General features: G+C 62.0%; 21 protein-coding genes and 1 tRNA gene. 7 read left to right on the top strand and 15 right to left on the bottom strand.

Annotation, left to right across the window (positions count from 1 at the left end; translation table 11 throughout):
* The first annotated feature begins 144 nt into the window (after positions 1–144).
* Genes AC07UC_RS21320 through dprA form a run of 4 tightly spaced genes read left to right on the top strand, consistent with a single transcriptional unit; the run spans position 145 to position 4,179 of the window.
* Complete coding sequence (locus tag AC07UC_RS21320) at positions 145–1,125, top strand: aspartate carbamoyltransferase catalytic subunit (protein WP_140773492.1); 981 nt, start codon at positions 145–147, stop codon at positions 1,123–1,125.
* Positions 1,122–2,408 (top strand): dihydroorotase, encoded by a 1,287-nt coding sequence (locus tag AC07UC_RS21315; protein WP_494907333.1) that lies wholly within the window; start codon positions 1,122–1,124, stop codon positions 2,406–2,408. The genes AC07UC_RS21320 and AC07UC_RS21315 overlap by 4 nt, the downstream gene beginning before the upstream one ends.
* A gap of 56 nt (positions 2,409–2,464) precedes the next feature.
* The gene (plsY, locus tag AC07UC_RS21310; protein ID WP_494907332.1) at positions 2,465–3,052 is read left to right on the top strand and encodes a glycerol-3-phosphate 1-O-acyltransferase PlsY; all 588 of its coding nucleotides are present in this window, start codon (positions 2,465–2,467) and stop codon (positions 3,050–3,052) included.
* Positions 3,049–4,179, top strand: a complete 1,131-nt coding sequence (gene dprA, locus AC07UC_RS21305) for a DNA-processing protein DprA (RefSeq protein WP_494907331.1) — start codon at positions 3,049–3,051, stop codon at positions 4,177–4,179. The genes plsY and dprA overlap by 4 nt, the downstream gene beginning before the upstream one ends.
* Positions 4,180–4,188: 9 nt before the next feature.
* Here dprA and AC07UC_RS21300 read toward each other — a convergent pair whose 3' ends face one another.
* The 5 genes from AC07UC_RS21300 to AC07UC_RS21280 form a co-directional block, all read right to left on the bottom strand.
* Positions 4,189–4,401: a hypothetical protein gene (locus tag AC07UC_RS21300; RefSeq protein ID WP_494907330.1), complete on the bottom strand. Its 213-nt coding sequence runs from the start codon at positions 4,399–4,401 to the stop codon at positions 4,189–4,191.
* Entirely contained in the window at positions 4,398–5,195 is a 798-nt protein-coding gene (gene otsB / locus AC07UC_RS21295; protein ID WP_140773484.1) for a trehalose-phosphatase, read from the bottom strand. The genes AC07UC_RS21300 and otsB overlap by 4 nt, the downstream gene beginning before the upstream one ends.
* The gene (locus AC07UC_RS21290; RefSeq protein WP_494907329.1) at positions 5,195–6,964 is read right to left on the bottom strand and encodes an alpha,alpha-trehalose-phosphate synthase (UDP-forming); all 1,770 of its coding nucleotides are present in this window, start codon (positions 6,962–6,964) and stop codon (positions 5,195–5,197) included. The genes otsB and AC07UC_RS21290 overlap by 1 nt, the downstream gene beginning before the upstream one ends.
* A gap of 110 nt (positions 6,965–7,074) precedes the next feature.
* Positions 7,075–9,237, bottom strand: coding sequence for an amylo-alpha-1,6-glucosidase (locus AC07UC_RS21285; protein ID WP_494908969.1), 2,163 nt, complete (start codon positions 9,235–9,237; stop codon positions 7,075–7,077).
* 42 nt (positions 9,238–9,279) lie between these two features.
* Positions 9,280–10,341, bottom strand: coding sequence for a glycosyltransferase family 4 protein (locus AC07UC_RS21280; RefSeq protein ID WP_494907328.1), 1,062 nt, complete (start codon positions 10,339–10,341; stop codon positions 9,280–9,282).
* Positions 10,342–10,547: 206 nt separating this feature from the next.
* Here AC07UC_RS21280 and AC07UC_RS21275 point away from each other — a divergent pair, with 206 nt between their 5' ends.
* Entirely contained in the window at positions 10,548–11,006 is a 459-nt protein-coding gene (locus tag AC07UC_RS21275) for a hypothetical protein (RefSeq protein ID WP_494907327.1), read from the top strand.
* A gap of 257 nt (positions 11,007–11,263) precedes the next feature.
* Positions 11,264–13,330, top strand: coding sequence for an acyltransferase family protein (locus tag AC07UC_RS21270; RefSeq protein WP_494907326.1), 2,067 nt, complete (start codon positions 11,264–11,266; stop codon positions 13,328–13,330).
* A 74-nt stretch (positions 13,331–13,404) separates the two neighbouring features.
* Here the strand turns inward: AC07UC_RS21270 and AC07UC_RS21265 are convergent.
* A tRNA-Lys gene (locus tag AC07UC_RS21265) sits at positions 13,405–13,480 on the bottom strand.
* 301 nt (positions 13,481–13,781) lie between these two features.
* Here AC07UC_RS21265 and AC07UC_RS21260 point away from each other — a divergent pair.
* A complete protein-coding gene (locus tag AC07UC_RS21260) occupies positions 13,782–14,270 on the top strand; it encodes a BA14K family protein (RefSeq protein ID WP_494907325.1) in 489 nt (162 codons plus the stop codon).
* Positions 14,271–14,410: 140 nt separating this feature from the next.
* On the opposite strand, the gene AC07UC_RS21255 is transcribed toward AC07UC_RS21260, so the two are convergent.
* The 9 genes from AC07UC_RS21255 to glpD form a co-directional block, all read right to left on the bottom strand.
* Positions 14,411–14,857 carry a DUF6882 domain-containing protein gene (locus AC07UC_RS21255; RefSeq protein ID WP_494907324.1) on the bottom strand — a complete coding sequence of 149 codons (447 nt, stop codon included), beginning with the start codon at positions 14,855–14,857 and terminating at the stop codon, positions 14,411–14,413.
* A gap of 31 nt (positions 14,858–14,888) precedes the next feature.
* Positions 14,889–16,382, bottom strand: coding sequence for a glycerol kinase GlpK (gene glpK / locus AC07UC_RS21250; RefSeq protein ID WP_494907323.1), 1,494 nt, complete (start codon positions 16,380–16,382; stop codon positions 14,889–14,891).
* Between the two features lie 92 nt (positions 16,383–16,474).
* Entirely contained in the window at positions 16,475–18,199 is a 1,725-nt protein-coding gene (locus AC07UC_RS21245; RefSeq protein ID WP_494907322.1) for an ABC transporter substrate-binding protein, read from the bottom strand.
* Between the two features lie 79 nt (positions 18,200–18,278).
* Positions 18,279–18,566: a DUF2160 domain-containing protein gene (locus AC07UC_RS21240; RefSeq protein ID WP_056576880.1), complete on the bottom strand. Its 288-nt coding sequence runs from the start codon at positions 18,564–18,566 to the stop codon at positions 18,279–18,281.
* A 2-nt stretch (positions 18,567–18,568) separates the two neighbouring features.
* Positions 18,569–19,489, bottom strand: a complete 921-nt coding sequence (locus AC07UC_RS21235; RefSeq protein WP_056576877.1) for a carbohydrate ABC transporter permease — start codon at positions 19,487–19,489, stop codon at positions 18,569–18,571.
* A gap of 1 nt (position 19,490) precedes the next feature.
* The gene (locus tag AC07UC_RS21230; protein ID WP_140773467.1) at positions 19,491–20,357 is read right to left on the bottom strand and encodes a carbohydrate ABC transporter permease; all 867 of its coding nucleotides are present in this window, start codon (positions 20,355–20,357) and stop codon (positions 19,491–19,493) included.
* Positions 20,358–21,425, bottom strand: a complete 1,068-nt coding sequence (locus AC07UC_RS21225) for an ABC transporter ATP-binding protein (RefSeq protein ID WP_494907321.1) — start codon at positions 21,423–21,425, stop codon at positions 20,358–20,360.
* A 10-nt stretch (positions 21,426–21,435) separates the two neighbouring features.
* Positions 21,436–22,515 (bottom strand): ABC transporter ATP-binding protein, encoded by a 1,080-nt coding sequence (locus AC07UC_RS21220; RefSeq protein WP_494907320.1) that lies wholly within the window; start codon positions 22,513–22,515, stop codon positions 21,436–21,438.
* Positions 22,516–22,556: 41 nt separating this feature from the next.
* Positions 22,557–24,083 (bottom strand): glycerol-3-phosphate dehydrogenase, encoded by a 1,527-nt coding sequence (gene glpD, locus AC07UC_RS21215; protein ID WP_494907319.1) that lies wholly within the window; start codon positions 24,081–24,083, stop codon positions 22,557–22,559.
* Between the last annotated feature and the right edge of the window lie 122 nt (positions 24,084–24,205).

Genomic DNA, 24,205 nt, shown 5'->3' with positions numbered 1-24,205 from the left:
GATATAGCCAAGCGTCGCCGCGCGCGCGACGAAAATACCGGCCGATATAATCAGCTATCTACACGAAAAAATTGAGGAGAACGGCGCCAATCGAAAGCTGGTGCTTGCGGGCGCAAAATCCGCACCCTATAGCAGCCCCTTGAGATGACCGACGCTTCGTCCCTGCCACTCTATCCCCACCGCCATCTTCTTGGCATCAGCGATCTTTCGCCGGCCGATATCGAGCTTTTGCTAGACAGGGCGGACAGGGCGGTCGCGATCTCGCGGCAGTCCGAGAAAAAGACCTCGACGCTGCGCGGACGCACCCAGATCAATCTCTTCTACGAGGCCTCGACCCGTACGCAGTCTTCGTTCGAGCTGGCCGGAAAGCGGCTCGGCGCCGATGTCATGAATATGTCGGTGGCGAGTTCTTCCGTGAAGAAGGGCGAGACGCTCATCGATACCGCGATGACGCTGAACGCCATGCGGCCCGACATCCTGATCATCCGCCACCAGTCGGCGGGTGCCGCCGCTCTTCTGGCACAGAAAGTCGGCTGCTCGGTGGTCAATGCCGGTGACGGGGCGCATGAACATCCCACACAAGCGCTGCTCGACGCGCTGACCATCCGCCGCGCCAAGGGTCCGCTGTCGAAGCTGATCGTGGCGATCTGCGGCGACATCCTGCATTCGCGCGTGGCGCGCTCCAACATCATGCTGCTCAACGCGCTTGGCGCGCAGGTGCGGGTGGTGGCGCCTTCGACATTGCTGCCCTCCGGCATTGACAGGATGGGCGTCATCGTCACGCGCTCGATGGCGGAGGGCCTGAAGGACGCCGACGTGGTGATGATGCTGCGCCTGCAGCGCGAGCGGATGGAGGGCGCTTTCGTGCCTTCGGTGCGCGAATATTTCCGCTATTTCGGCCTCGACGCCGAAAAGCTGAAGGCGGCCAAGGAGGACGCACTGGTGATGCATCCGGGCCCGATGAACCGCGGTGTCGAGATCGCCTCGGAAATCGCCGACGGCCCGCAAAGCGTCATCCAGGAACAGGTGGAGATGGGCGTCGCCGTTCGCATGGCGGTGATGGAAGCGCTGCTTGATCCCCGTCGTAATCAAGAGGGCCGTAATCAAGAGGGTCGCGGCGCATGAGCACGACGGTCTTTGAACGCGCCCGCATCGTCGACCCGTCGCGCGGCATCGACGAAGTCGGCTCCGTCATCGTCGATGGCAAGAAGATCGTTGCCGCCGGCAACGCGGCGTTGAACCAGGGCGTGCCCGGGGGAGCGACCGTCATCGACTGCGCCAACAAGGCGATCATTCCCGGCCTGATCGACGGCCGCGTCTTCATCGGCGAACCAGGTGGCGAGCATCGCGAAACCATCGCTTCGGCGAGTGTCGCCGCCGCGGCTGGCGGCGTCACCTCCATCGTCATGATGCCCGATACCGATCCGGTGATCGACAATGTCGCGCTGGTCGAGTTCGTGCTGCGTACCGCCAAGGACACGGCGATCGTCAACGTCTTTCCGGCGGCGGCGATCACCAAGGGCCTCGACGGCCGCGAGATGACGGAATTCGGCCTGTTGCGCGAGGCGGGCGCCGTCGCCTTCACCGATGGCCGCCACACCATAGCAAGCGCGCTGGTGATGCGCCGGGCGCTGACCTATGCGCGCGACTTCGGCGCCACCATTGTGCATGAGACGCAGGATGCCGACCTCGGTTCGTCCGGCGTCATGAACGAAGGCCTGTACGCCAGCTGGCTCGGCCTCTCCGGCATTCCGCGTGAAGCCGAATCCATCCCGCTGGAGCGCGATCTGGCTTTGGCGCGGCTGACGCGCGGTTCCTATCACGCGGCGAAGATCTCGACGGCTATGGCGGCAAACGCCGTGACGCGCGCCAAAGCCGACGGCGCTGCCGTCACCTCGGGCGTTTCGATCCACAATCTGTCGCTCAATGAAAACGATGTTGGCGAGTACCGCACCTTCTTCCGCCTGACACCGCCGCTGCGCGCCGAGGAAGACCGGCTGGCGATGATCGAGGCGGTCAGGGACGGCACGGTCGACATCATTGTCTCCTCGCACGATCCACAGGATGTCGACACCAAGCGCCTGCCCTTCGCCGACGCCGCGGCCGGAGCCATCGGATTGGAGACGTTGCTTGGCGCCGCCTTGCGGCTCCACCACAATGGCGATGTGCCGCTGCTGCGTCTGATCGAAACCCTGTCCACCGCGCCGGCAAGGCTGTTCGGATTGCCCGGCGGCACACTGAAGCCTGGTGCTGTCGCCGACCTTGCGATTGTTGATCTGGACGAACCCTGGATCGTCAGTGAAAGCGGCATTCGCTCGCGCTCGAAAAACACCTGTTTCGAAGGCGCGCGCCTGCAGGGCAAGGTCTTGCAAACACTGGTCGCGGGCCGCACAGTGTACTCGGCATAGACCGGGAACAGGTATCGCACCTTATCCGGCTGGCCAGGGGAAATGCGGGGGAAACAATGACTTACGGCCTGATCCTGGCATTGGTGTTCGGCTATCTGCTGGGCTCGATCCCATTCGGCTTGCTACTGACCCGTGCCGCTGGCCTCGGTGACGTGCGCAAGATCGGCTCGGGCAACATCGGTGCCACCAACGTGCTGCGCACCGGCAACAAGGGCCTGGCCGCCGCGACACTGCTGCTTGATGCGCTGAAGGGCACGGCCGCCGTGCTGATTGCAGGCCATTTCGCGCAGGAAATGGCGGTCTGGGCCGGCCTTGGCGCCTTTCTCGGCCACCTCTTCCCGGTCTGGCTGGGCTTCAAGGGCGGCAAGGGCGTCGCGACTTATCTCGGTGTGCTGATCGGCCTTGCCTGGCAGGTGGCGCTGATCTTCGCCGCCGTCTGGCTGGTGATGGCCTTCCTGTTTCGCTTCTCCTCGCTGGCGGCGCTGACGGCGGCCGTCGTCGTGCCGATCGCCCTGTATTTCATGAGCGCACCGCAAACAGCCGTCCTGTTCGTGGTGATGAGCATCATCGTCTTCATCAAGCACAGGGCGAACATTTCGCGGCTGCTTGCCGGCACCGAGGGCAAGATCGGAGCCAAGGGATGAGCGAGCCAGCCGCCGGGCCGCGCCTCAGCGACCGGCAGCGGCTGAGCTGGCTGCGGCTGATCCGGACCCAGAATGTCGGCCCCGCTTCCTTTCGCGATCTGATCAACCGCTTCGGTTCCGCCGAAGTGGCGCTGGAGATCCTGCCGGAACTGATGATTTCGGGCGGCGCCAACCGGATCGCCCGCATTCCCTCGATCGCCGAAGCCGAAGCCGAGCTCGAGGCAGCTCGCAAGGCTGGCGCGCGTTTTGTCGGTATCGGCGAGCCAGACTATCCATCCTTGCTGAGAACCATGGACAATCCTCCCCCGCTTCTGGCGGTCAAGGGCAATGCCGCTGTGTTCCGGTTGCCGGGGATTGCCATCGTCGGCGCCCGTAACGCATCGCTGGCCGGCATAAAGATGGCGCGCAAGCTGGCGGCCGATCTTGGCGGCGACGGCTACGGCATCGTCTCCGGCCTGGCGCGCGGCATCGACACGGCGGCGCACCAGGGCAGTCTGGCGACTGGCACGGTCGGTGTGCTCGCCGGGGGCCTCGACCTGCCCTACCCGCCTGAAAATGCCGGCCTGTGCGAGGAGATCACCGCGCGTGGCGCCATCATCTCTGAAATGCCATTCGGCTGGCAGCCGCGCGCCCAGGATTTTCCACGCCGCAACCGGCTCGTCGCGGGGGCTGCCCTTGGGCTGGTGGTGGTCGAGGCTGCGCAGCGTTCCGGCTCGCTGATCAGCGCCAGGCTTGCCGGCGAAATGGGCAGGCTGGTCTTTGCCGTGCCCGGCTCCCCACTCGATCCGCGCGCCGCAGGCTGCAACGGCCTGCTCAAGGACGGCGCCACGCTGGTCACCGAGGCATCGGATATTTCCAGGGCGATCGCACCGCTGACAGGCATGCGGGCGCCTGATGTGCCGCCGTTTGAGGACCCGCCCGACTTTTCAGCCACCCCGCCGCCCGGCGAAAGTGACCGCGCCCGCGTCAGCGAGGCGCTCGGCCCGACGCCGGTGCCGGTCGACGAAATCATCCGCCACACCGGCCTGCACCCGGCCCAGGTTTTCATGGTATTGCTGGAACTCGACCTTGCCGGTCGGCTCGAACGCCATGCCGGCGGCAATGTTTCGCTGGTTTTCGCGCCTTAAAGCCGATCGTCAGTGCCGATTGGTATTTTTGTCCTGATTTTCCGCATAGTCCTGCGTGTTCGCTCCAAAAAGATCCCTTTCGACAACCCCGCGCCAGACCATGTCCGCATCCCCCGGGCGGGACGGATCGAAGTCGGGATCGGTCTCATGCACGTTCGGGCGCGAGCGCCGCCGCAGCCAGGCAGGCATGATCTCCCGGATGAGGCTGGTGAACTGGGTCATTGCCGGCTCCTTCGTTCCGTGGGGCGACCAGTCGATCTCTCCGCGTTGCCGTGGCTAACGGCATCAAGCCAGGCCAGCGCCTCGTCGACCCCGGCAAGCGCATGGCGCGCGGCGGTCGGTCCGCGCGGTCTGATACGCACGGAGACGCCATCCATTTCATTGATGACGTCAAAGCCGCTTTCATCCGAAGTGTCATCACCGAGGAATACAGGGCTGCGGCCAGCAAAAGCCGGTTGCTCCATGAAGCGCCGGATGGCCGCTCCCTTCACCGCCTCCAGCGGCATCAGTTCAACCCCTGCATTGCCGGCCAACACCCGATAGCCTGCGGGCAGCCTGTCCAGTGCCTGTTCGACCAGTTGTATGGCGTGCCGCAGCAAATGCGGCGCCGCGCGTGTATGAATGGCCAGGATCGGTCCCTTGCGCTCGATATAGACATCCGCACTGCCCAATTCCGCTTCGATTTCCCGGGCAAGGGCCGCGATGTCCGCCGGTTCACCGGCCGCCTCGACCGCACCATCGCGCGCCAGCCTGTGCTCGAGACCATAAAGCCCCGCGGCGCGCAATCTGAGGGGTTGGAATAGATGGTCGACAGCGGCGATCGACCGTCCCGTGATGAACGCCAATGCTCCGTCCAGTTGCGCTTCGAGCCGTGCTAGCAGCATGCGCAACTCCTCACTGACAACCACCGCATCGGGATGCGCGGCATGTTCGAGAAGCGTGCCGTCAATGTCCAGGAACAGTGCCCACCGTGCTTGCGGTACGTCCGGCACGGACAGGTTTGGCGATATCGACATCACAGCGCCGCCACGCGTCTGCGATCGAGCAACGATATCACATTGCCAGGGGGCGTCGGAGCGACGCCCACGGCACGATCGACCGCATCACGCTTGCGCAGGCGCGCGGCATCGAGAAGCATGCTGCCCGCCCACCGATAGACATTGTTGTCGCGCACGATCTCGCGCATGCGTCGCATGCGCTGGAGTTGCTCGTCCTCGGACATGGTCAGGGCCTGCAGCAAGGCATCGCCCATCATAGCCGCGTCATAGGGATTGACGATCAGCGCCTCCAGCAGCTCCTTGGAGGCGCCGGCGAACATGCTGAGCAGCAGCACACCTTGTTCATCCTCACGCGCCGCGACAAACTCCTTGGCGACGAGGTTCATGCCGTCGTGCAGGCTGGTCACCATGCAGATATCGGCCGCGCGGTAGATTTCGTAGACCTGTTCTTGCGAGTGATGTTCCGTCACCATCAGAACCGGCGTATAGCCTTCGCGACCGTAGCGCTGGTTGAGATCCTCGGCATGGCGCAGGCACTCCTCATACAATTGTTGATAGGCAGGAAGAGTGCCGCGGCTGGGCGCCGCGATCTGCAGGAATGCCACCTTGCCGATCCATTCCGGATGAAGCGTCAGCAGTTCATCGAGTGCATTGAAGCGATCGAGGATACCCTTTGTATAGTCGAGACGTTCGACGCCGACGCACAGTTTGACGTGTTCGGCCAGGCCGAATTTCTCGCGGACCTGCCTACGGCATTGCGCCACGTCAGGCAGCTTGGCCAGTTGCGCCGGCGGCCATTCGATGGAAATCGGATAGGCATGAACCAGGCTGATCTGGCCGCCATAGGAGATGGCCGAGTCCTCGCGCTCGATCCTGCTCTCCAGGAAACGGTCAACGCTGTCGATGAAGTTGTTGCAATGAAACTGGGTGTGAAAACCAACGATCGAACTGCCAAGCAGGCCCTCGAGAATCTTCTCGCGCCACGGGCATATGCTGAACACCTCCGAGTTCGGCCACGGAATATGCCAAAAGGTGATGATGATCGCCTCGGGCAGGCGCTCTCGGATCATCCGCGGCAGCAACGCGAAATGGTAATCCTGGACCAGCACGATCGGCCGCTCGTTGCGGGCTTCCGCGACGACTGTATCGGCGAATTTGCGGTTGACCGCCTCATAGGCTTCCCAATCCGAGGCGCGGAATATCGGCCGAGTGAACGCGATATGGCACAGCGGCCAGAGGCCTTCATTGGCAAAGCCGAGATAATAACCTTGCTGCTCTTCCTCGCTCAGCCAGACGCGGCGCAGCGTGTAGGAAGGATTGTCGGGCGGCACCTCGATCCGATCGTTCTTGTCGACCACGAGCGCGTCGGCCGAACCGCCGCCATAGGCGATCCAGGTGCCGGCACATGCCCGCGTGATCGGCTCCAGGGCGGAGACGAGCCCACTGGCGGGTACGACCAGCCGGATGTCGTCGCCTTCGCGGTTGTGGATATACGGCTCGCGGTTCGAGACGACGATCACCTGGGCATCGGGAAGTTCGGTCGCAAGGATATGACGCAGCGTTTCGGGCGACCACTGCACCAGTGCCGCGGCCGCCGACTGCCCATTTTTCTCGAATTCCGGCAAAGGGCTGCGAGCGGGTTCAAGCTCCGAGGCGGCAGGCCTGCTGCCCTTGCGCGCCCGTACCACCATCGTCACCAGCACAACGGCCAAAACGCAGACGGCGACAAGAATAAACAGCCACAATGCGAACACGGGAACGACGAGGTACGAACTGTTGTCAGGCATTGAAATCGATGACCCTTCGATGGGATGCCGCAGCGGCTTTATCGGCTGGAGTTTCGGCACCCCATAGTCTGGTGGTCCAACGCCTGCGGGACGTGATGGTTCCGATTTTTTCAGCTCCTGACCACGAGCGGCACCAGCCCCTCATGCGGTTCGGCAAGGAAGGCGCCGACACGGTCTCCCACGCGCTGGAATGTCAGATCCACCGCCGCCTGCCCTACCGAAAGATGGCGGATGACGAGGTTGTCGATGCCGATAGGCAGGCGCGGCCGGGTCACATGGATCTCGCCTGTCCAGCCATCGATCCGCAGGCCGAGGCACGACTGCATGAGCATGAAGGCGGAGCCGGCGGACCAGGCTTGCGGCAGGCATGCCACCGGATAGGCAATCGGCGCTTCACCTGCCGCGCGCGTGAAGCCGCAAAAGAGTTCCGGCAGCCGCATGTTGAAATGAACGGCGGATTCGAAGGTGCCGCTCATCAGCCGCACAACGCTGTCACGAATGCCGTATCGCGCCAGCCCGGCTGCGCAGATCGCCGTGTCGTGCGGCCAGATGGATCCGTTGTGATAGGACATCGGATTGAAGAAGATCGCGTCGTCCGCCAGCGTCCGCAGTCCCCAGCCCGAATGGAACGAGGCCGACAGCAGTTGGTCGGCGACCATGCGCGCGCGATCCGGTTCGGGAAGGCCGACATAAAGCAGGTGACCGGCATTGGATGTGCGCACCTTGCAGGGTTGGCCGTCGCCATCCAGCGCCAGCGCATAGTAGCCGAGCTCCTCGATCCAGAAATGGCGCTCGACTTTTTGGCGAATGGCGTCGGCACGTATTTCCCAGCCCTCCGCCCGCTCCGCTTCACCACGCAGCCGTGCCAGTTTCGCCAGGCCCTGGAATGCCGCAAAGACATAACCCTGCACCTCGACCAGCGCGATCGGCCCCTTCGGGATGCGGCCATCGGCGTGAAAGACGGAATCGAAACTGTCTTTCCACCCCTGGTTGGCAAGGCCGGATTCCGCGGCACGCTGGTAGGTGAGGAATCCCGTCGAACGGCTCGCCGTCTCGATCCATTCGGCCGCGGCGCACAGCGAGGGCCACAGGTCATCGATGAAGGCCGTGTCTCCCGTGCGGTCCGCATAGGCGCAGGCAAGATGGATATAGAGCGGCGTCGTGTCGACACCGCCATAGTAGCGCCCGAAAGGCAGCTCGCTCAGCGCCACCATCTCGCCCTTGCGCGTCTCGTGCATGATCTTGCCGGGTTCGGAATCGCTGAAGGGAGAGGTCTCGGTCGCCTGGTGCTGGGCGAGAAACGCCAGAACGCCGCGCGCCAGGCCAGGATTGAGCCAAAGCATCTGCAAGGCTGAAATCACACCATCGCGGCCAAAGGCGGTGGAAAACCAGGGAATGCCGGCATAGGGATAGGGCCCGGTCGCCAGTTCCGTGGTGAGCAGCGCGACATCGGCGCGAGCCCGCGCCATCCAGTCATTGAAAACGCGGCCCGAACTGTGCAGCGTCGCGCCATGCCGGCGTTTGGCGCGCATGCCGAAACGAGCACGGGCAGCGGCAGCGCGAAACCGCTGGCTTTCGGGACTGGCAACCGTCTCGTTGCCCACTTCCACGTAAAGCGTCTGGCTGCTGCGCTTGGTGACGGCGATGATGAAATCCGCCCGCTCGGAGGTCAGTTGATCGGGCGTCTGTGAAAATGAAATCGCCGATGTCCGCACCACGTTGTCCAGGCCTTCGTAGCGGAGCACGACCGCGCTCCTGGCGATCTCGGCCGTATGGGCGGTTCCGCGCTTCGAGCGGGTCGAGCCCCGAACCTCGAACATGTCGCGAAAATCGGCGGCAAAACGCAGCGACAACAGGATCGTCGAATGCTCACGGCTGTAGTTGGACAGCGTTATGCGTTCATACAGCCGTTCCTCCCACAGCAGCCGGACGCGCTCGATATGGATAGCGCCTTGCGGTATCTGGCGACCCGCCGCGCTCTCGATCGGCAGATTGGTCAGATTGGAGGTGAACAGCACATTGTCCTGGCTGAGCGACGCGCCAAGCAACGATGTCGACCGCCCGCCGACGGTCAAGCGAAATTCGGAAAGCACGCGCGTGTCGTCGCGGAAGAACCCGTCGCCGACACCGCGTATGTCGCCATAGGCGTCGGCAACGGCGAAGCAGTCACCATGCTTGAGCGCGAAAAGACGATGCGGCTCCCTGGGCGCGGTTTCGTCCAGGGAAGCCAGTGCTATGGCAGGATCGAGCTTGCGCTCGTCGAGGTGGGTGATGGTCAAAAGATCGTCCCGTGCTGGTTTCGAACGGGTGAAGGCCTACGAGGCTCTGCTTTGCTCATGTCCGTTGTTCAGCCGCGAATAGGCCGCGACGTAATCCCTGGCCATTCTGTCGGCTGAGAATCGCCTCTCGAACACCGCTCTTATGCGCCGCCTGTCGAGTTGCAGGAGAGCCGGCATCGAGGCGACGGCATCTTCGATGGTTTCGACGACGAAGCCGGTAACCCCATAATCGATGATCTCGGGCATGGCGCCGCAACTCCAGGCCATGACCGGGGTTCCGCAGGCCATGGCCTCGATCACGGCAAGGCCGAAGGGTTCGGGCCAATCAATGGGAAACAAGAGGGCGGCCGCGTTGCCAAGAAATGTGCTCTTCTGGTCCTCGCCGATCTCGCCGACATATTCGACCCTGTCGCCATCGATCATCGGCTGGACGACTTCCTCGAAATAGGCGCGATCACCATCGCCGACCTTGGCCGCAAGCTTGAGTTTGAGCCCGGTGCGGCGGGCGATCTCGATCGCCCTGTCCGGCCGCTTGTCGCGCGACATCCTGCCGAGAAAGGCGAGATAGCCGCCGTCCGAACCTGCCTCGAAATCGGGTTCGTAGAGATCGACGGGCAGTCCGTGATGAATCGTCGCCAGCCAGTTCGCGGACGCGAACCGCGCCCGCTGGCTGCGGGATATGGAAATCATCGGGAAGCGCGGGAACCGGTCATAGGCTTGTGCGAGGTCGGCGTAATCCAGCCTGCCATGCGGCGTCGTCACCGTTCGTTGCGACATGTCGCGGAAGAACGGGAAATGCAGGAAATGGCTGAGATGGAAGTGAATGACGTCGAAATCGTCGGCCCGCTTCCTCACCTCGTCGAGCATCGACAGATGCGCCGCGATCTCGGATTTCAGTGGACGCGGATCAAGACGAAGCGCCCGCTCGCGGCATGGCACGAGCCTGGCGGAGGTCTTCGTGTCGCCACTGGCGAACAATGTCACATCGTGGCCAAGGGCGACGAGAGCCTCGGTCAGGTAGGAAATGATGCGCTCGGTGCCGCCATAGAGCCTTGGCGGCACGGACTCGTATAGTGGCGCGACGTGGGCAATCTTCATGGCCCGGCCTTCCCTCAATGAGCTGGTGATGCAGCGTGAATGCCTCAGCCGCAGGATCGTTCCGGCCTCATTCGCAGATGCGTCAAATGGTCGGGAGCATTTGATGTTCGATCAAGCCGCCCTATTTCATTTGGCTGCCGAGTTGCACTCGGCTCAAGGAGGCCTCAGTGCAGGAGCCCAGGGATATCGCGGCCCGACGCCTGAGCATGATCATCGAGCAATATGTCGAGGCCAGAAAACGGCGTTATGGCTTCGTATCGACGGATCAGGCTGCCAGGGTTATCCGCAAGATGCTGAAACCAGCGGATCCAGCCCTTTCCGACCGCGAGCTCGACGATATGGTCGCCGCACTCGCGGTGAAGAATCGCCTGGCGGTCGTCTTCGATCGCGGCGCCAGGGGACCGGCTGATGGCACCGAGGCCGACCTGAACAGAAAGGAACCGCCCATGCGAGCACCAACGGAGACTCCGGATGTTGCCGGCGCGGTGGATGCCATTCTGGGCACCCGGACCGCCCCGCTTTCCCAAACAACTCCACTTTCGATGAGCGCTGTGATCTCGCTGCTGCGCGAACGGACCGGCACCAAGCGCTCGGACGCGGATCTGGAAGGCCTGATCGCCAAGAAGGCCGCCGTTCTGGACGTGCATCTGTCGCGGAACGGCTGAGCGTCGATCGCGGCGCGCTACGGAGGCTTACGAGCAAGTCGAATGTCCTCGCTGGCGACATTCGGTTGCAACTGAAAGCCACGGATCAGCCTCACAGCGCCTTCGAACGAAACAAATCCTGTCTCCGGCCTTTCCCATGGTCGGCACATCCTGTAATTGCCCGCAGACTAGGGCTGCTGCGCGTCAACTGTAGGCTGGCCTGAACCAGAACGTTGTCCGATTGGATTTTCCAGCTACAGGAACGCATGTCTCGTCCAATGGCCGATAATTTTGGTTCGACCTCGGAACGCTCGTCGAAGGACTACCTGGCTTTCCTTGATGGCCTCCGGGCCATCGCGATCCTGTCAGTCGTATTCTACCATCTGTATGGCGACCGTCTCCCCAATGGTTTTTTGGGGGTTGATGTTTTCTTCGTAATTTCTGGTTTCGTCGTCAGCTATACCGTGTCGAGGCGCTACCGGGGCCAGTCCGCTTTTCATTTTGTCTTGGAATTCTATGCGCGCCGATTCACGAGAATTATGCCGGCGCTGTTGGTGTGCTTGCTGTTCAGTGCGCTCGCCACCTTTCTGTTTGTTCCAGACGCCTGGCTCAGCACATCAATCAGTAGAACCGCCTCTTCCGCCTTCGTCGGCCTGAGCAACATCTTCCTGGCCAAGGGAACCGACTATTTTTCACCCGTGACCGAGTTTAACCCATTCACCCACACCTGGTCTCTTGGGGTTGAGGAACAATTCTACGTTGTTTTCCCGCTGCTGTTTTTTCCTTGGGTTATAGGACCGCGCGGGAAGAGATTCTCGGCGCTTGTTTATGGTGCGCTCGCTGTCGCGTCGGTGGCGATATGGCTTCATCTTCTGGCTGCGAACCCGCTTCACGCCTTCTACATGCCCTATGCTCGCTTTTGGCAGTTGGCATGCGGCATATTGTGCTTTCAGCTTGTCAGCCGGATAGGGAAGCGGCCGGGCTTCGAAAGGCATTGCAATCTTGCAGCCACGATCGCGTTGATAGGGCTCGTGGCGACATTCGCGTTCGACTTTGGCACGGGTTCGCATGGGCTTGAGAACATCGCCGCAGTTGCCTGCACAACTGTCTTGATCGGATGCCTCTACCATCTGGGAAGCAATCGTGCGCCGCACTTTGCGGCGTTGGAGATAAAGCCGGTCAGGTTCGTCGGGTGGATCTCATACTCTCTCTACCTATGGCATTGGCCAGTCTTCGTGATCGCAAGATGGACGATAGGCACCGAAACCACCGCCACAAAATTGGCAGCGTTGCTGGTCGCGGTGGCGTTCAGCCTCGGCTCGTATTTCTGGATCGAAACACCGACGCGTCGTTTGCGGCTTCTGAGGACCGTCCCCGACATAGCCGTTGTTGCCCTCTTTTTGGTTGCCATCGCTGCTGTGTTTTGCGGCTTCAAACTGATGCGTGACCATCGATATGACATCGCCTTGAGCACAGTCATGAGGAATCGAGGCGAATGGTATGCGACCTCACCAGACACCTCTCCCCAGTCTGCTGGCTGCGCCGTCGTCACAGAAACCGTGGAAGAAGCACTGTTCTTCACCAAACACGGGTGTCCGGGCGAAGGGCGCAGTGAGACCTTGTTCGTGCTGGGCGACTCTCACGCCGGAGCCTACATTCCTCTTCTGAAGCGCTTCACGCTCGAAACCGGCATCCGAACAGTGGTGGTGTCGACCGCCGGTTGCCCGTTTGTCAGCTTGAATCTTCGCCACGACACTGACCCAACGTGCGCTCATGCCACGACTGCCAGTGCAGCCTACATAGCCAAGATTGCCAAGCCTCGCGACCTGCTGTTCCTGCCCTCGCTCCGTCTACCCCGACTTAGCTTTCAAGAGGCTGCAGGCCCCAACAGTAGCGCGGAGAGCAGCGAGCAGCAGAGAGAACAAGCCGTCAAGAACGCTATCAATCAACTTACCCACCTCTCCAAGGCGGGACTATCGATTGTTTTCGAAGCCCCAAAGCCAATCTTTAGGGCCCCGGCCTTTCGATGCAGTGATTGGTTCAATTCAATGAATCCGTCCTGTACTAACGGATTCGACATCGATCGAAAGTTGATAGAAAATCTTCGATCACCAATTTTGAAGGGCTACGCTGAGATATCAGCGGCTCTGAAGAACATTCACGTCTGGGATCCTTTGCCTACGCTTTGCCCGCAAGTTACATGTTCGGCGTTCAGGGATGGACACCCGTTGTTCTTCGACGGCGATCATGTCACTGCCTACGCCAATTCGCTTCTGGTGGAGGGCTTCGTGTCAGAGATCGAGGCCATAATTTCTAAAGACCAAGCAGCGGACTTTGGCATGTAAACTACCTGCCGGCCGACTTGGCGCCTGCGCATGCGGTCCGCCAACTGAAACCCGAAGACGTTTTCGGGAAACAATGGTGAGCGCGATGGGATTCGAACCCATGACCTACTGATTAAAAGTCAGTTGCTCTACCGGCTGAGCTACGCGCTCCCGCGGGCTTGAAGGGCGCCCTCGAAATTGCGCGGAACATAGGGAGAGTGCCTCGACCGGTCAACCGGAAAAAGAGGTCCACTGGCCAGACTTCTCAAGCATCGCCGCCGGGCTTCCCTGCCCGCTTCGGTTACGAGTGGCGGGCTCCTGGCAAAGCAGAGGCGCAGCCTCCCGTCGGCACCGGCGGCAGGCCGGAGAAACATTACAAATCAGCAACTTGGGATTTGGCGAGGAACCTTCGCCCACATCACCCGTTGTCTCGCCACAAGGGACGTCAATCACCCTTTCGAAGGAGAAGACCATGAATAAGATCGTAACGGGTATACTGGCGACCACACTTTCAGCTTCGTTTGCCGCGGCTGCTGTGCCTGCCAATGCAGCGCAGATGTTCGTGCCGCAGGCGGCATCGGCTTCGAGCGATGTGCAGACGGTCGATTACAAGCCGTGGATGAACAACCGTCACGTCAACCGCAATTTCGGCAACCGTCATTTCAACGGCAATCGTAACTTCGCTCGCAACAATGACGACGGCGGCTATTGGAACGGCCATCGCGGTTATCGCGAATACCATCGCGGCTATCGCCGTCATGGCGACTATTGGTTCCCGCTCGCAGCTTTCGCGACTGGCGCCCTGATCACGGGTGCGATCGTCAACAGCGAGAACCACCGCGTCTACGAAGGCAATTCCCATGTGCAGTGGTGCTACGACCACTACCGCAGCTACCGTTCCTCGGACAACACCTTCCAGCCGAACTACGGCCCGCGGCAGGAGTGCCGTTCGCCTTACTGACCCAGGCGAATATCAGTAGCTGGAAACTCTGAACGGAAGGCCCGCGCCGGAAATGGCGCGGGCTTTTTCCGTTGGAATTGCACCATCCCGATCGGCGGAATGAAGTTGCTGTCAGCTGCCCCAGCCTGCGCTTTTGAGGATCAGATAAAGACCGCCCCTTCCCCGCGCGGAGAGCGGTAAGCACCGAGTGCTTCGCAGACACGCACCATCGCTGCTGTCAGTTCCCAGCCGAGCGCTTCCAGATCATCTTTCGTGTCGGTCACATAGGCCTGCTCAAGTTCGGCGATATCGTTCTTCTCACCGAAGGAACGAACCCGCTTGGCATCGCCGAGAAGGTCGTCGGGCAGGTTCGAATTCGACCAGGCCCAAAGCCAGTTACCAGCTTTGGCGCTCGTCGAGCCTGCAATCTGAATCTCGGTGACGACTTTTACGACACCCTGGTCCGAGAACAGAAGCCTGCCGGTCGTCAGGTCGTAGTCATAGCGCGGCCAGTGACCGAGGCGGAACTCCTTCTCCAAACGGGCATTCTTGGCGCGTAGCTGTTCAAAAGCCTCGTCACGCCAAGCGGGATACCAGTCTGGCTGCATGCCCCACCTTCAGCTCATTCCGTGGTGAGCGTTATGGCACGCTCAACGTCCTGCGCACAGCATCGCGCCAGCCCGCCAGCTTCGCGGACCGCATGGAATTGTCCATCTCCGGCTTGAAACGCCGCTCCAGTGCCCAGCTTTTCGCGAACTCCTTCGCCTTCGGCCAGACCCCTGCCTTGGAGCCGGCGAGCCAGGCCGCACCCAGCGCGGTCGTCTCGAGGATGGTCGGGCGGTCGACCGGCGCGTCGAGAATGTCGGCCAGGCGCTGCATCGTCCAGTCCGACGCCACCATGCCGCCGTCGACCCGGAGAACTGTTTTGGCCGAAGTCCCCTTCCAGTCCTTGCGCATGGCGTCGAGCAGGTCACGGGTCTGGTAGGCGACGGATTCGAGTGCGGCGCGCGCAAATTCCGCCGGGCCGGAATTGCGCGTCAGCCCGAAGATGGCGCCGCGCGCGTCGGCGTCCCAATGCGGCGCGCCAAGACCGACGAAAGCCGGCACGAGGTAGACATTCTGCGTCGGGTCGGCCTCGGCAGCCAGTTGCCCGCTATGCTCGGCCTTGCCGATCACCTTGATGCCGTCGCGCAGCCATTGCACGGCCGCCCCGGCAATGAAGATCGAACCCTCCAGCGCGTAGGTGGTCTTGCCGTTCAGCCGATAGGCAATGGTGGTCAAAAGCCGGTTCTTCGAACGCACCAGATCGCTGCCGGTGTTGAGCAGCGCAAAACAGCCGGTTCCATAGGTGGATTTCATCATGCCGGGCTCGAAGCAAGCCTGGCCGATGGTCGCGGCATGCTGATCGCCTGCAACACCGAGGATTCTTATCTCGGCGCCAAACAGATTTTTCTCGGTCGCTCCATAGTCATCGGCGCAATCCTTGACCTCAGGCAGCATTTTCGCCGGGATGTTGAGAATGGCCAGCAACTCGCCGTCCCAGGCGTTTTCCGCGATGTTGTAGACCAGCGTGCGCGAGGCGTTGGTGGCGTCTGTGGCGTGGACCTTGCCACCGGTCAGCCGCCAGATGAGAAAACTGTCGATGGTGCCGGCCAGCAACTCGCCTTTCTCGGCACGTTTCCTGGCGCCCCTCACCTTGTCGAGCATCCAGGCGATCTTGGTGCCGGAAAAATAGGGATCGAGCAGCAGCCCGGTCTTGCGCGTGAATTTCTTCTCCAGGCCTTGCTTCTTCAGTTTCTGGCACAGCGGCGCGGTGCGGCGGTCCTGCCAGACGATCGCGTTGTGGATCGGCCTGCCCGTCGCCTTGTCCCAGATGACGACGGTCTCGCGCTGGTTGGTGATACCGATCGCCGCGACATCCGCAGCCTCGCGACCGGCGGCCTTCAGCGCACCTTTGACCGTGGCGACGACACTCGCCCAGATCTCCTCCGGGTCGTGCTCGACCCAGCCGGAGGCAGGATAGTGCTGGATGAATTCCTTCTGTCCGCTGCCCACGACTTTCATCTGGCCATCGAACAGGATCGCTCGGGTCGACGTCGTTCCCTGGTCGATTGCCAGCACAAAACCGTTCATTCCCGCGTCCTCCGCCTTGACACAAAGAAGGGAGACGGCAACGCGCCGCCTCCCCCAATTTCACACGGGCGCGAACGCCCGCATAGACAGTCCTATTTCTGCCAGCTCTTGACCAGCTCATCGTAATTTATGGTCTGCGGCTTTTCCTTCTCGTTCTCGATCTTCAGCTGCGGCGCGAGATTGCCAGCCTTGACCGCGTCGGCGTTCCAGTAGGCGAGATCATGTTCCTCGGCGAGCTTCGGCCCGATGTCACCCTGGACGCCGGACTTCTCGATGCGGCCCATGACCTTTTCCTGCTCGGCGCAAAGCGAGTCCATCGCTTCCTGGGCCGACTTGGCACCAGAAGAAGCGTCACCGATCGCCTGCCACCACAGCTGTGCCAGCTTCGGATAGTCAGGCACGTTGGTGCCGGTCGGCGACCACTGCACGCGGGCTGGCGAGCGGTAGAACTCGATCAGGCCGCCGAGCTTCGGCGCGCGTTCGGTGAAGCTCTTGTCGTGGATGGTGGAGTCGCGGATGAAGGTGAGGCCGACATGGCTCTTCTTCACATCCACGGTCTTCGAGGTCACAAACTGGGCGTAGAGCCAGGCCGCCTTCGCCCGGTCTTCCGGCGTCGACTTCATCAGCGTCCACGAACCGACGTCCTGGTAGCCGAGCTTCATGCCGTCCTTCCAGTAGACGCCATGCGGCGACGGCGCCATGCGCCACTTCGGCGTACCATCATCATTCATCACCGGCAGGCCGGGCTTGACCATGTCGGCGGTGAAGGCGGTGTACCAGAAGATCTGCTGGGCGATGTTGCCCTGCGCCGGCACCGGACCCGATTCGGAGAAGGTCATGCCTTGCGCTTCCTGCGGCGCGTAGGCCTTCAGCCAGTCGAGGTATTTCTGGATCGAATAGACGGCCGCCGGGCCGTTGGTGTCGCCGCCGCGCGCCGTGCAGGAGCCGACCGGCTGCGATTTCTCGTTGACCTTGATGCCCCATTCGTCGACCGGCAGGCCGTTCGGGATGCCCTTGTCGCCGTTACCGGCCATCGACAGCCAGGCGTCGGTGAAGCGCCAGCCCAGCGAGGGATCCTTCTTGCCGTAGTCCATGTGGCCATAGACCTTCTTGCCGCCGACATCGCGGCCGGTGAAGAATTCGGCAATGTCTTCATAGGCCGACCAGTTGACCGGCACGCCGAGGTCATAGCCGTACTTGGCCTTGAAATCGGCCTTGTTCTTCTCGTCGTTGAACCAGTCGTAACGGAACCAGTAGAGGTTGGCGAACTGCTGGTCGGGAAGCTGGTAGAGCTTCTTGTCCGGCGCGGTGGTGAAGGAGGAGCCGATGAAATCCTTCAGGTCGAGGCCCGGATTTGTGACATCCTTGCCTTCATTGGCCATCCAGTCGGTCAGGTTGCGCACCTGCTGATAACGCCAGTGGGTGCCGATCAGATCGGAATCGTTGACCCAGCCGTCATAGAGGTTCTGGCCGGTCTGCATCTGGGTCTGGATCTTCTCGACGACGTCGCCCTCCTGAATGACGTCATGCGTGACCTTGATGCCGGTGATGGCGGCAAAGGCCGGAGCCAGCACCTGCGACTCATACTGGTGCGTCGTCAGCGTTTCCGACACGACCTTGATTTCCATGCCGGCAAACGGCTTGGCGGCGTCGATAAACCACTTCATCTCGGTTTCTTGATCGGCGCGTGATAGGGACGAAAGGTCGCCTATCTCCTTGTCCAGAAAGGCTTTTGCCTCATCCATACCGGCATAGGCGTTGCCCACGCCGAGCAATAGCGCAAGGGCAGTCGTTGATGTTAGGAATTGCCGTCGCATTGTGTTTCCTCCACTTTTCAAGGTTCAAGTGCGATCTGGAGCGGTCGCCAGCACGCGGCCGCTCCAACAGTTTCCCCCTCTATACGTAGCGGAACACGCCGATGGCGTAGACCACGGAGAGAGCGAGAGCCCACCACAGGCTGGGCCCAATCAGACCCAGCCAAGCGAGATGGATAAAGGCGCTGCCAAGCAGCGAAACGAAGAGGCGATCGCCGCGCGTCGTCTCGAAGCGCAGCACGCCGACACGCGGATTGCCGCCGGGCGACGCGTATTCCCAGACCCCCATGCCGACCAGCAGCAGCGCGATGACGATGAAGAAGGCGGCCGTCGGCCAGGTCCACGCCATCCAGGAGAAGTCGAGATTCATGGTCAGACCCTCCCCAGGGCAAAGCCCTTGGCGATATAGTTTCGCACAAACCAGATCACGAGCGCGCCGGGGATCAGCGTCAGCACGCCGGCGGCGGCCAGCAGCCCCCAGTCCATGCCCGATGCCGACACTGTGCGGGTCATGGTCGCCGCGATCGGCTTGGCGTCGGTCGTGGTCAGCGTGCGGGCGATCAGCAGTTCGACCCACGAGAACATGAAGCAGAAGAAGCAGGCGACACCGATGCCGCTGGCGATCAGCGGCATGAAGATCTTGATGAAGAAGCGCGGGAAGGAATAGCCGTCAATATAGGCGGTCTCGTCGATTTCCTTCGGCACGCCCGACATGAAGCCTTCGAGAATCCACACCGCCAGCGGCACGTTGAACAGGCAGTGCGCGAGCGCCACCGCGATATGCGTGTCGATCAGGCCGAAGGCGGAATAGAGCTGGAAGAACGGCAGCGCGAACACCGCCGGCGGCGCCATGCGGTTGGTCAGAAGCCAGAAGAACAGATGCTTGTCGCCAAGGAAGCGATAGCGCGAGAAGGCGTAGGCCGCAGGCAAGGCCACGGATACCGAAATCACCATGTTCATGACGACATAGGTGATCGAGTTGATATAGCCGGAATACCAGGCCTTCTGCGTGAAGATGGTGACGTAGTTGGCGATGGTCGGCGCGTGCGGATAGAGGGTCAGCGAGTTGACGATCTCCGCATTGGTCTTGAAGCTCATATTGATGAGCCAGTAGATCGGCAACAGCAGCACGAAGATGTAGAGCGTCGGCACGATCCACCACCAGCGCGATTCCTCGCCGCGGCGGCGCATGCGCCTGTCGAGCTCGCTCTGCGACAGCGAACTGGCGAGACCCTCCGCGGCGGCGGCCCCGTTCATCGCATTGCGCTCGGTTCGTTCATTGGCGCCGGCCATCTCAGCGCTCCGCGTCGTAATTGGTCATCACGGTGTAGAACACCCATGACAACAACAGGATGATGAGGAAGTAGACCAGCGACATGGCGGCCGCCGGACCGAGGTCGAATTGGCCAAGCGCCGTCTTGACAAGGTCGATCGACAGGAACGTCGTCGAGTTGCCCGGCCCGCCGCCAGTGACGACGAAGGGCTCGGTGTAGATCATGAAACTGTCCATGAAGCGCAGCAGCACGGCGATCAAAAGCACCCGCTGCATCTTCGGCAACTGGATGTAGCGGAACACCGCCCAGCGCGAGGCGCCGTCGATCTTGGCCGCCTGGTAGAAGGCGTCCGGGATCGAGACCAGGCCGGCATAGCAGAGCAGCACCACGAGGCTCGTCCAGTGCCAGACATCCATGATGATGATCGTCACCCAGGCGTCGAAAGGGTCCTGCACGTAGTTGTAGTCGATGCCGAGCGCATTGAGGTAATAGCCGAGCAGGCCGATGTCGTTGCGCCCGAACACCTGCCAGATGGTGCCGACGACGTTCCACGGGATCAGCAGCGGCAGCGCCATCAGCACCAGGCAGACCGGCACCCCCCAGCCCTTCTTCGGCATGTTGAGCGCGATGAAGATGCCGAGCGGCACCTGGATGGCGAGGATGATGAAGGAGAAGATGAGGTTGCGGCTCATCGCCTCCCAGAAGCGGCTGGAATGGAGCAGTTCCTCGAACCACTCGGTGCCGGCCCAGAAGAAGACGTTGTTGCCGAACGTGTCCTGCACCGAATAATTGACGACGGTCATCAGCGGGATGACGGCCGAGAACGCCACCAGCACCAGCACCGGCAGCACCAGGAACCAGGCCTTGTTGTTCCAGGTCTTGTCCATCTATGCCCCCATCTCGACACGCCAGGAATCGGCATAGATGTTGATGCCCGCAGGCTCGAACCGCACCTTCGGTTCGGCTGGAACGGCCTCGTCCTCGCCGATGACGGCGGCGATGTCGCGCCCCTCCAGTTTGGCGCGCACCACCTTGTGGCGGCCCAGATCCTCGACCTTGCTGATTGAAACAGCCATGCCGTCGCGGCCGAGACGCACATATTCGGGACGGATGCCGAGTTCGACGGCACCGCCGGCCGCCTTGGGTGCGCCCGGCAATTCGATCCGCTGGGAGCCGAGCGTCGCCGTCTTGCCGTCGATCGCCACCGGCATGACGTTCATGCCGGGCGAGCCGATGAAATAGCCGACAAAAGTGTGGCGCGGCCGCTCGAAGAGCTCCGCCGGCGTGCCGATCTGGACGATACCGCCGTCATACATGACCACGACCTGGTCGGCGAAGGTCAGCGCCTCGGTCTGGTCATGGGTGACGTAGACCATGGTGTAGCCGAAGCGGCGATGCAGCAGCTTCAATTGCGAGCGCAGCACCCACTTCATGTGCGGGTCGATGACGGTCAGCGGCTCGTCGAACAGGATGGCGTTGACATCGGAGCGCACCAGCCCGCGGCCAAGCGAGATCTTCTGCTTCTGGTCGGCGGTCAGGCCCCTCGCCTTCTTCTTCGCCCACGACGCCAGGTCGATCATCTCCAGCGTCTCGCGCACCTTGCGGTCGACATCGGCCTCCGGCACGCCGCGATTGCGCAGCGGGAAGGCCAGATTGTCATAGACGGTCATGGTGTCGTAGATGACCGGGAACTGGAACACCTGCGCGATGTTGCGCTCCTGCGTCGACAGATTGGTCACATCCCTGCCGTTGAACAGCAACTGGCCGTGCGAGGGATGAAGCAGCCCCGAAATGATGTTGAGCAGCGTGGTCTTGCCGCAGCCGGACGGGCCGAGCAGCGCATAGGCGCCGCCATCCTCGAAAGTGTGGTGCACTTCCCGCAGCGCGAAATCGGCATCCTTCCGCGGGTTCGGCAGGTAGGAATGCCTGACATGGTTGACGTCGATGCGCGCCATATCGTCCTCCTCAAGCCGCCAGCTTCGGCGCGGTCACGGCGCGGCCGTGCTCGTCGAAGACCATGATGTGACGCGGGTCGATGAACACCTCGACCACCGCGTCGGTCTCGAAATCGCGAATGCCGTGGGTCAGCATCACCCAGCGCACATCGGCGAAATCGAGATGGATGAAACTCTCGGACCCGGTGATCTCGGTGATGGTGACCTTTGCCCGCACCGGCACCGCCGAGGCATTGGGCCGTTCGAGCGAAAGATGGTGCGGCTGGAAGCCGATCGTGTAGTTGCCGTCGGCGATGCCGACGAGTTCGGACGGCACCGGCAGCTTCACCCCGCCTTCGAGCAGGAAGTCGGCGCCTTTCTTGGCCAGCACGATGGTGTTCAGCGGCGGATCGGCGAAGGTCCTGGCCGTCACCAGGTCGACCGGCCTGCGGAAGACGTCGATTGTCGGCCCGAACTGGGTGATGCGGCCTTCCGATAGTGTTGCCGTGTTGCCGCCGAGCAGCAGCGCTTCGTGCGGCTCCGTGGTGGCATAGACGAAGATGGTGCCGGCGGCGGCGAAAATCCTCGGCAGCTCGGCCCGCAACTCCTCGCGCAGCTTGTAGTCGAGATTGGCCAGTGGTTCGTCGAGCAGCACCAGGCTGGCATTCTTGACGATGGCGCGCGCCAGCGCTGTGCGCTGCTGCTGGCCGCCCGACAGGTTGAGCGGTGTGCGGTCGAGATAGGGCGTCAGCTTGAGGAGTGCGGCGGCCTCGCGCACCTGGCTGTCGATCTTGCCCTGCTCGACGCCGGCCACCCTCAGCGGCGAGGCGATGTTCTCATAGACCGTCATCGCCGGATAGTTGATGAACTGCTGGTAGACCATGGCGATCTTGCGCCTCTGCACCGGCGTGCCGGTGACATCACGGCCATCGAACCAGACCGAACCGGAGGTCGGCGCATCGAGGCCGGCCATCAGCCGCATCAGGCTGGTCTTGCCGGAAAGCGTCGGCCCAAGCAGGACGTTGAGCGAGCCGTGCTGAAGGGTCAGCGACACGTCGTGTATGTGCTCCACCGCACCGACTGTCTTGGTGACGTTCCTCAGTTCAAGCATGACGCCTCCTCCCAGGCTTTCTGCATCAGCTCAAAATCTCCTCATTCGGCGGCCGCGACATGCCGGCGGCTTATGCCGCGCATGAATTCATCGAGGGCCGCGACCTGCTCGCGGGCGAGATGCAGGCCGCGCTTGGTCCGGCGCCACAGCACATCCTCTGCCGTGATGGCCCATTCGTTTTCAACGAGATAGCGAACCTCGGCCTCGTAGAGGTCGCCACCGAAATTGCGGCCGAGCTCGGCATTTGACTTGGCAAGTCCGAGCAGAACCTGAGCGCGCGTCCCGTAGAGCCGCGTCAGCCGCCGGGCGAGGCGCGCATCGAGGAACGGATAGGCAGCCTTCAGCTTGGCCACCTGCGCATCGAAACCGGTGGCCGGGAAATCCCCGCCCGGCAGCGGTGCATCCGACGTCCACGGCTTGCCGCGCTTGCCGAGAAAACCCTCTATCTTCTCCAGCATCGATTCCGACAGCCGGCGGTAGGTGGTGATCTTGCCGCCAAAGGCATTGACGAGCGGCGCAGCGCCCTCGCCGCCATCGGCCTTCAGCACGTAGTCGCGTGTTGCTTCCTGCGCCTTGGAGGCGCCGTCATCATAGAGCGGACGCACCGCCGAATAGGTCCAGACAATGTCCGAGCGCTTGACGGGTTGCGCGAAATACTCGCTGGCCGCGGCGCAGAGATAGTCGATCTCGGTATCACTGATCTTCACGTCGTGCGGATCGCCGGGATAATCCCGGTCTGTGGTTCCGATCAGCGTGAACTCTTCCTCGTAGGGAATGGCGAAGATGATGCGGCCATCCTTGTTCTGGAAGAAATAGGCGCGCGGATCGTCGAATTTCTTGGCGATGACGATATGGCTGCCCTGCACGAGACGGACATTGTGCACATCGTTCAAGCCGACGACGCCGGACAGCACGTGATCGACCCATGGTCCGGCGGCATTGACCAGCAGCCGGGCCTTGACCTCCTCGGTCTCGCCGTTCTGCAGATTCTCGATCTTGATTGTCCAAAGGCCGTCTTCGCGGTGCGCGCCGACAACCTTCGTACGAGTTCGAATCGTCGCGCCACGATCAGCGGCATCGCGTGCGTTGAGCGCCACCAGGCGCGCATCGTTCACCCAGCCGTCGGAATATTCGAAGGCCTTTTTGAACAGCGGCTTCAAAGGCTTGCCCGCCGGATCGCTCGCCATGTCGAGCGTCCTGGTCGCCGGCAGCAATTTGCGGCCACCAATGTGGTCGTAAAGGAAAAGGCCGAGCCGGATCAGCCAGGCGGGCCGCAGGCCCTTGGCATAGGGCAGCACGAAGCGCATCGGCCAGATGATGTGCGGCGCGTTCTTCCACAGAACCTCACGCTCCATCAGCGCCTCGCGCACCAGGCGGAATTCATAGAATTCGAGATAACGCAGGCCGCCATGGATCAGCTTGGTCGAACCTGAGGAGGTTCCGGAGGCGAGGTCGTTCATCTCGGCGAGAAAAACCGAAAACCCGCGCCCAACGGCATCCCGGGCAATACCGCAGCCATTGATGCCGCCGCCGATTACGAAAATGTCCCGGACCGAAGTTGTGTCCACTTAACGCCTCCACGATTTCGCATTGCACCATTTTGGTCTTTTGCGAAACCGTGGCGGAATTATTTCGAACTGATAACGAATGTCAAACGAAATATCACGACACCGTGAGGCGGCCGTGACCA

Source organism: Mesorhizobium sp. GW821-FHT04C10 (assembly GCF_059420305.1).
The sequence above is the reverse complement of the archived record's forward strand: the minus strand, read 5'-3'. Positions and strand labels throughout refer to the sequence as shown.

Excerpts from the sequence above, each read along its gene's own strand:
- AC07UC_RS21320 (WP_140773492.1), top strand. The coding sequence starts at position 145 with ATGACCGACGCTTCGTCCCTGCCACTCTATCCCCACCGCCATCTTCTT.
- AC07UC_RS21315 (WP_494907333.1), top strand. The coding sequence starts at position 1,122 with ATGAGCACGACGGTCTTTGAACGCGCCCGCATCGTCGACCCGTCGCGC.
- plsY (WP_494907332.1), top strand. The coding sequence starts at position 2,465 with ATGACTTACGGCCTGATCCTGGCATTGGTGTTCGGCTATCTGCTGGGC.
- dprA (WP_494907331.1), top strand. The coding sequence starts at position 3,049 with ATGAGCGAGCCAGCCGCCGGGCCGCGCCTCAGCGACCGGCAGCGGCTG.
- AC07UC_RS21300 (WP_494907330.1), bottom strand. The coding sequence starts at position 4,401 with ATGACCCAGTTCACCAGCCTCATCCGGGAGATCATGCCTGCCTGGCTG.
- otsB (WP_140773484.1), bottom strand. The coding sequence starts at position 5,195 with ATGTCGATATCGCCAAACCTGTCCGTGCCGGACGTACCGCAAGCACGG.
- AC07UC_RS21290 (WP_494907329.1), bottom strand. The coding sequence starts at position 6,964 with ATGCCTGACAACAGTTCGTACCTCGTCGTTCCCGTGTTCGCATTGTGG.
- AC07UC_RS21280 (WP_494907328.1), bottom strand. The coding sequence starts at position 10,341 with ATGAAGATTGCCCACGTCGCGCCACTATACGAGTCCGTGCCGCCAAGG.
- AC07UC_RS21275 (WP_494907327.1), top strand. The coding sequence starts at position 10,548 with ATGATCATCGAGCAATATGTCGAGGCCAGAAAACGGCGTTATGGCTTC.
- AC07UC_RS21270 (WP_494907326.1), top strand. The coding sequence starts at position 11,264 with ATGGCCGATAATTTTGGTTCGACCTCGGAACGCTCGTCGAAGGACTAC.
- AC07UC_RS21260 (WP_494907325.1), top strand. The coding sequence starts at position 13,782 with ATGAATAAGATCGTAACGGGTATACTGGCGACCACACTTTCAGCTTCG.
- AC07UC_RS21255 (WP_494907324.1), bottom strand. The coding sequence starts at position 14,857 with ATGCAGCCAGACTGGTATCCCGCTTGGCGTGACGAGGCTTTTGAACAG.
- glpK (WP_494907323.1), bottom strand. The coding sequence starts at position 16,382 with ATGAACGGTTTTGTGCTGGCAATCGACCAGGGAACGACGTCGACCCGA.
- AC07UC_RS21245 (WP_494907322.1), bottom strand. The coding sequence starts at position 18,199 with ATGCGACGGCAATTCCTAACATCAACGACTGCCCTTGCGCTATTGCTC.
- AC07UC_RS21240 (WP_056576880.1), bottom strand. The coding sequence starts at position 18,566 with ATGAATCTCGACTTCTCCTGGATGGCGTGGACCTGGCCGACGGCCGCC.
- AC07UC_RS21235 (WP_056576877.1), bottom strand. The coding sequence starts at position 19,489 with ATGGCCGGCGCCAATGAACGAACCGAGCGCAATGCGATGAACGGGGCC.
- AC07UC_RS21230 (WP_140773467.1), bottom strand. The coding sequence starts at position 20,357 with ATGGACAAGACCTGGAACAACAAGGCCTGGTTCCTGGTGCTGCCGGTG.
- AC07UC_RS21225 (WP_494907321.1), bottom strand. The coding sequence starts at position 21,425 with ATGGCGCGCATCGACGTCAACCATGTCAGGCATTCCTACCTGCCGAAC.
- AC07UC_RS21220 (WP_494907320.1), bottom strand. The coding sequence starts at position 22,515 with ATGCTTGAACTGAGGAACGTCACCAAGACAGTCGGTGCGGTGGAGCAC.